Here is a 6,347-nt window from a genome sequence, read left to right as displayed (position 1 = left end):
GGGTTGTTCTTTGTGGGCGTGCTGTATGACTTCTGGACATTGAATGACCAGATATCCGTGCGCAATGCTCAGAACAGAGGCGCCTTCCAATAAGCCTTCGCGAGCAAGCCCGCTCCCACAAGGACCGCATCAATCCTGTGGGAGCGAGCCTGCTCGCGATGGGGGTAACGCGGTTTTACGCCTGGTGGGTGATCCGTCCGTCCACCAGGGTGTAGCGCACCACGCCCGGCAGGCTATGGCCGAGGAACGGGCAGTTTTCGCCCTTCGACAGCCAGTGCTCACCGGCTACGGTGGAGGCGGCTGGATCGAACACCACCAGATCGGCCGGAGCGCCGACCGCCAGCTTGCCTACCGGCAGACGCAGGGCATCGGCCGGACCGGCACTCAAGCGTGCCAGCAGCGTCGGCAGGTCGAGCAAACCGTCTTCCACCAGCGTCAGGGCCAGYGGCAGTAGCAGTTCAACGCTGCTGATGCCCGGCTCGGTCGCGCCGAACGGTGCCAGCTTGGCGTCGCGTTCGTGCGGCTGGTGATGGCTGGAGATGGCTTGAACCACCCCCGACTTCACCGCAGCGCGCAGGCCATCGCGGTCAGCACGGGTGCGTAGCGGCGGCTGGACGTGGTACAGGCTGTTGAAGTCGATCAGCGCCTCGTCGGTGAGGATCAGCTGATACAACGCCACATCGGCCGTCACTTTCATGCCACGAGCCTGAGCCTGAGCAATCAATGCCACGCCACGGGCGCTGGTGAGCTGACTGAAGTGCGCACGCACGCCGGTTTGTTCGACCAGCAGCAGATCGCGGGCCAGGGCCACGGTTTCAGCGGTTTCGGGAATTCCCRGCAAGCCGAGGAAACTTGCGGTCGGACCTTCGTGAGCCAGCCCGCCTTCGGCCAGATCATGATCCTGCGAATGGAAGATCACCGTCAGGTCGAACGTCGCTGCGTATTCCAGCGCCCGGCACAGGGTCCGGGTGTTGCGGAAACTCTCCAGGCCATTGCCGAATGCAATGCAGCCGGCATCGCGCAGGGCAATCAGTTCCGCCAGCTGTTCGCCGTCCAGACCTTTGCTCAGGGCGCCAATCGGGAAGACCTTGGCATTACCGGCCTCGCGGGCGCGGTCGAGGATCAGTTCGGCCACGGCGGAGGTGTCCAGCACCGGTTTGGTCCGTGGCGGGCAGCACAGGCTGGTGACGCCGCCAGCCGCAGCAGCACGGGTTTCACTGGCAATCGTGCCTTTGCGGCTGTAACCCGGTTCGCGCAGGGCGACGTTCAGGTCGACGAGGCCGGGAGCGACCACCAGGCCTTTGGCCTCAATGGTCTCGACAGCGACGAAGCCGGCTGGAGCGGCGCCTATGGCGATGATCTTGCAGGCTTCGATGTGAATATCGGTGACTTGATCCAGGCCGCTGCTTGGATCGATGACGCGGGCGCCGAGAATGCTGAGCTTCACTGGGCCTTCTCCTGCTCGAATTGGCGCTGGGCAGTCTGCCCGCTCATGGCCATGGACAACACGGCCATACGAATGGCGATCCCGTAGGTCACCTGATTGAGAATCACCGAGTGCGGACCGTCGGCCACCGCCGATTCGATCTCCACGCCCCGGTTGATCGGGCCTGGGTGCATGACGATGGCATCCGGTTTGGCACCGGCCAGGCGCGCAGTGGTCAAGCCGAACAGGCGATAGAACTCGCCCTCGCTCGGCAGCAGGCCGCCGGTCATGCGTTCACGCTGCAAGCGCAGCATGATCACCACGTCGACGTCCTTCAGGCCTTCGGTCATGTCGGTGTAGACCTTCACGCCGTACTGCTCGATGCCGATCGGCAGCAGGGTTTTCGGCGCGATCACGCGGATGTCCGGGCAGCCGAGGGTTTTCAGCGCGAGCATGTTCGAGCGTGCAACCCGCGAGTGCAGGATGTCGCCGACGATGGCCACCGACAGGTTTTCAAAGCTGCCTTTGTGCCGACGGATGGTCAGCATGTCGAGCATGCCTTGCGTCGGGTGGGCGTGACGGCCGTCGCCGCCGTTGATGATCGCCACCTGTGGGCAAACATGTTCGGCAATGAAGTGCGCGGCGCCAGAATCGCCGTGGCGCACAACGAACATGTCGGCGGCCATGGCTTCAAGGTTGCGCAGGGTGTCGAGCAGGGTTTCGCCCTTGCTCGCCGACGACGTGGACACGTTCAGGGTGATCACGTCCGCCGACAGCCGCTGGGCCGCCAATTCGAAGGTGGTACGGGTGCGGGTAGAGTTTTCGAAGAACACGTTGCACACGGTCTTGCCGCGCAGCAGCGGGACTTTCTTTACCGCTCGGGCGCCGACTTCAAGGAACGAGTCGGCGGTGTCGAGGATTTCCGTCAGCAGCTCGCGGCGCAGACCGTCGAGCGAGAGGAAGTGGCGCAGCTGGCCCTGATCATTGAGCTGCAGCGGGCGCTTGGTGTCTAAAGGCGTCATCGCAATGGACTCTTTAAAAGGGCGAATTAAAGGGCGAGGTCTTGCAGTTCGAGTTGCAGCGGGTCAGGGCCGGTCAGCTTGACCCGTTCATGGGCCGCCAGCGACAGGGTGGCACCCACCACGTTCGGGCGGATTGGCAGTTCGCCGGCATCCAGGTCGAGCAAGCACACCAGGGTGATGCTGGCCGGACGACCGTAATCGAAGAGTTCGTTCATGGCGGCGCGGATCGTCCGACCGCTCATCAGCACGTCGTCGATCAGCACCAGGTGCTGGCCTTCGATTTCGAACGGCAGCGCCGAAGGACGAACCTGCGGATGCAGGCCGCTCTGGCTGAAGTCGTCGCGGTAGAAGGAAACGTCCAGCGTGCCCAGTGGCGCGTCGCTGCCCAGCTCTTCGAGCAAGGCCTGGGCGACCCACACGCCACCGGTGCGAATGCCGATGTAGCGCGGTTCGCTGATGCCACGGTGTTCAAGATGGGCCTTGAGACGGACCGCCATTTGGCTGATCAGTTCGGCGGGATTGGGCAGGCTCATGGTTGCTCCTTCATGGGCCCGAGCACGCTGCGTGCACACTGCGGCTCGGGTTGTAGCGAAGAGAGGCACTGTGGCGCCTCTTCAGGATTCGGCTTTCAGGATTCGAACAGTGCAGTGTTTTCGTCGAGCCAGCCTTGCAGCAGCAGGGCGGCGGCGATGGCGTCGACCGGGTTGTCGCGGTAACTGCCTTTCTGTCCGCCCTGTGCCCGCCGTTCACCTTTGGCTTCAAAGGTGGTCAGGCGTTCATCGTGGGTATAGAAGGGCAGGTTGTAGCGGCCATTCAGGCGGCGGGCGAACTTCTCGGCGCGCAAGCACATGTCACTGGGCGTGCCGTCCATGTTCAGCGGGAGGCCGACCACCACAGCATCGGGTTTCCATTCCTTGATCAGGGCTTCGACCTGATTCCAGTCAGGAATGCCGTTTTGCGCCTTCAAGGTGCAGAGCTCGCGGGCCTGGCCGGTAATCACCTGGCCGACCGCGACGCCGATCTGTTTGGTGCCGTAGTCAAAACCCAGAATCAGACGCAGGGCCATCAGGCGTGTCCTGCCTGGCTGGTCAGCAGGCTGAGGTTGATGCCCAGGCGCTTGGCGGCTGCTTCCAGGCGCAATTCGCTGCTGGTGTTGAACAGGATGTCGGCATCGAACGGGCAGGTCAGCCAGGCATTGTCGGCCAGTTCGGTCTCCAGCTGCCCGGGTTCCCAACCGGCGTAGCCGAGGGCGATCAGGCTTTTGCTCGGGCCAACGCCATCCGCAATGGCAAACAGCACGTCCTGGGAGGTGGACAGCGCCAGGCCATCCAGTTCGACCGTTGCCTGATACGTCGAGCCGATCGGGTGCAGGACAAAACCGCGATCGGTCTGTACCGGGCCGCCAGTGAAAATCGGCACGTGCTGGCACAGCGGTGACGGCTCTACGTCTGGGCGCAATTGCTCGAGAATGTCCGCCAGGCTGAGGTCTTGTGGGCGGTTGATGATCAACCCCATGGCACCATTGGCCGTGTGCTCGACGATGTAGGTCAAGGTGTGCGCAAAGTTCGGGTCGGCCATGTGAGGCATGGCGATCAGGAAGTGATGCTTGAGGTAGCTGGGGCTGACGTTCTTCATAGGCGCTAGTGTGGCGTTGGAGGGGCAAACTGACAAGCTGGGGATGCCGCAATTTGGCAGTCGACAGCGATCAAATGTGGGAGCGAGCCTGCTCGCGATAGCGGTCTGTCTGACACTTCAACTTTGAATCTACCGCCGTCATCGCGAGCAGGCTCGCTCCCACAAGGGATTTGTGGTGGTCAGTTACTGGAGAGCTTGTCTCCGCGCGCAAACTTCCATGTGCGAATGATTTCCAGTCGGTCGATATCCGACAGATCGCCGGTAAACGGCGCAAACGGTGCAGCCAGGCGCACGATACGTTGCGCGGCTTGATCCAGCAGCGGCTGGCCGGAGGATTCCAGCACCAGCACTTCATACAGCGAACCGTCGTGGTTGATCGAGACCATCAGTMGCAGGTTGCCATAGATCTGCTTGCGCCGGGCTTCTTCGGGGTAGTTCAAATTGCCGATACGCTCGACCTTCTTGCGCCATTCGTCCTTGTACCAGGCGCCCTTGTCGCGCATGGTCGAAGCGGCGCTCAGGCGGTGGATACGCGGGCGCTTGGCATACAGCTGTTGTTCGTTGGCCAGTTCCGCTTCCAGGCTGGCGATGTCGCTGGACAGCTGCGAGCTGTCGAACGTCGGTGTCGTGGCCTTGGGTGTCGGCTCGGCCTTGACCTCTTGTTTCTTGGCCACGGCTTTCTTTGGCGCAGGTGCGATGGTGGTCACGGCGGCTTTCGGCGCGGCTTCCTCTACCTGGGGTTTGACTGAAGGTGGGGGGGAGACCTTTTGTACCTTGTTGTCCTGGAATGGCGCGATCTCGGTGGTCTTGGGAATCGCCTTTTTATCCAGGGTGCCGCTGCCTTGCTGGTTTTCCTGGGCGAGAAAATCGGCTTTTACAGGCTTTTTTTCGCTTTTGAAGGTGGCGAGGGTGATTTCCAGGGTTTTGCTGATCTGCTTGGGTTCGACAAAGGTGAACCCGACGCCCAACAGCAAGGCCAGGTGAATCAACGCCGCAAGAAACAGGGTAAAACCGAGGCGATCGGCCGGGCGCACGCCACGGTGGGCGAGTTCGGGAGGCAGATCGGACGGAAGTGTCATAACAAGAAAACCAACATCGCGTTTTTCACAGGCCGGGCATGATAACGCAATGTTGGTCGTAACTTGGGTGTTCTATATCAACGAGCTTTAAGCTTCTGATCGATGGCAGCCATCAGCATTTCGCCGATGTTCGTGCCAAAAGCATTGTCGATCTCGCGGATGCAGGTCGGACTGGTGACGTTGATTTCGGTCAGGTGCTCGCCGATTACGTCGAGGCCGACGAACAGCAAACCCTTTTCGCGCAGGGTCGGGCCGACCTGTGCGGCGATCCAGCGGTCCTTGTCGGTCAGCGGGCGTGCTTCGCCACGACCACCGGCGGCCAGGTTGCCACGGGTTTCGCCCGCGGCGGGAATCCGTGCCAGGCAGTAATCCACCGGTTCGCCATCGATCATCAGGATGCGCTTGTCGCCGTCCTTGATCGCCGGCAGGTAGCCCTGCGCCATGATCTGCTGCTTGCCGTGGTGGGTCAGGGTTTCGAGGATGACCGAGAGATTCGGGTGACCAGCGGTATGACGGAAGATCGAAGCGCCGCCCATGCCGTCCAGCGGCTTGAGAATCACATCGCCATGATGATCGGCGAATTCGCGCAGTACATCGGGACGGCGGCTGACCACGGTCGGAGGGGTGCACTGCGGAAACAGCGTGGCGAACAGCTTTTCATTGCAGTCGCGCAGGCTCTGCGGCTTGTTGACCACCAGCACGCCCGCGCGCTCGGCTTGCTCCAGCAGGTAAGTGGAGTAGACGAATTCCATGTCGAACGGCGGATCCTTGCGCATCAGGATCACGTCCAGATCGCTCAGCAGCGCGTCGGTTTCGGCTCCCAGCTCAAACCATTTTTCCGGGTTGGCGAAAACTTTCAAAGGACGCATGCGGGCCCGGGCTTTACCTTCAGCCTGGTACAGGTCGTGCTGTTCCATGTAGAACAGCGTCCAGCCGCGCGCCTGGGCGGCCAACAGCATGGCCAGCGAGCTATCCTTTTTGTAGGAAATGCTGGCGATAGGGTCCATGACAATCCCGACGCGAACGCTCATGGGTTTTTCCTCGAAATTTGGGTGGTCGAAGCGACATGAAAAAGTGGCGTCAGAGTGGCGCCCAGTGTGTTCCCGGTCAAGGAAAAACCACCTCGAAGGTTGCTCGATAGATTGGATTTGGAGACTGTGCTAAAAAGACTCCCATGTCCCATGT

General features: G+C 61.6%; 7 protein-coding genes. All 7 read right to left on the bottom strand.

All coding sequences use genetic code 11. The annotated features are described in order from the left end of the window. Window positions 1-175: 175 nt before the first annotated feature. A complete protein-coding gene (locus AC1DH9_RS18870) occupies window positions 176-1,447 on the bottom strand; it encodes a dihydroorotase (RefSeq protein ID WP_477808570.1) in 1,272 nt (423 codons plus the stop codon). After that, on the bottom strand, window positions 1,444-2,448 hold the full coding sequence (locus tag AC1DH9_RS18865) for an aspartate carbamoyltransferase catalytic subunit (protein ID WP_019694074.1): 1,005 nt from the start codon (window positions 2,446-2,448) through the stop codon (window positions 1,444-1,446). The genes AC1DH9_RS18870 and AC1DH9_RS18865 overlap by 4 nt, the downstream gene beginning before the upstream one ends. A 26-nt stretch (window positions 2,449-2,474) precedes the next feature. Beyond that, on the bottom strand, window positions 2,475-2,981 hold the full coding sequence (pyrR, locus tag AC1DH9_RS18860) for a bifunctional pyr operon transcriptional regulator/uracil phosphoribosyltransferase PyrR (protein ID WP_145014320.1): 507 nt from the start codon (window positions 2,979-2,981) through the stop codon (window positions 2,475-2,477). Window positions 2,982-3,076: 95 nt separating this feature from the next. Further along, the gene (ruvX, locus tag AC1DH9_RS18855; protein WP_054594455.1) at window positions 3,077-3,514 is read right to left on the bottom strand and encodes a Holliday junction resolvase RuvX; all 438 of its coding nucleotides are present in this window, start codon (window positions 3,512-3,514) and stop codon (window positions 3,077-3,079) included. Next, window positions 3,514-4,083, bottom strand: coding sequence for a YqgE/AlgH family protein (locus tag AC1DH9_RS18850; protein ID WP_145014321.1), 570 nt, complete (start codon window positions 4,081-4,083; stop codon window positions 3,514-3,516). The genes ruvX and AC1DH9_RS18850 overlap by 1 nt, the downstream gene beginning before the upstream one ends. Window positions 4,084-4,262: 179 nt before the next feature. Further along, complete coding sequence (locus tag AC1DH9_RS18845; RefSeq protein ID WP_477808569.1) at window positions 4,263-5,162, bottom strand: energy transducer TonB; 900 nt, start codon at window positions 5,160-5,162, stop codon at window positions 4,263-4,265. A gap of 77 nt (window positions 5,163-5,239) precedes the next feature. Beyond that, the gene (gene gshB / locus AC1DH9_RS18840; protein WP_427543873.1) at window positions 5,240-6,193 is read right to left on the bottom strand and encodes a glutathione synthase; all 954 of its coding nucleotides are present in this window, start codon (window positions 6,191-6,193) and stop codon (window positions 5,240-5,242) included. Window positions 6,194-6,347: the final 154 nt, after the last annotated feature.

This window comes from Pseudomonas sp. 05T35, from assembly GCF_056396605.1.
This window is presented reverse-complemented; position numbering and strand designations above follow the sequence as displayed.

Bases quoted from the DNA above. Each gene is read 5' to 3' on its own strand.
- AC1DH9_RS18865 (WP_019694074.1), bottom strand. From the start codon at position 2,448: ATGACGCCTTTAGACACCAAGCGCCCGCTGCAGCTCAATGATCAGGGC.
- pyrR (WP_145014320.1), bottom strand. From the start codon at position 2,981: ATGAGCCTGCCCAATCCCGCCGAACTGATCAGCCAAATGGCGGTCCGT.
- ruvX (WP_054594455.1), bottom strand. From the start codon at position 3,514: ATGGCCCTGCGTCTGATTCTGGGTTTTGACTACGGCACCAAACAGATC.
- AC1DH9_RS18850 (WP_145014321.1), bottom strand. From the start codon at position 4,083: ATGAAGAACGTCAGCCCCAGCTACCTCAAGCATCACTTCCTGATCGCC.
- gshB (WP_427543873.1), bottom strand. From the start codon at position 6,193: ATGAGCGTTCGCGTCGGGATTGTCATGGACCCTATCGCCAGCATTTCC.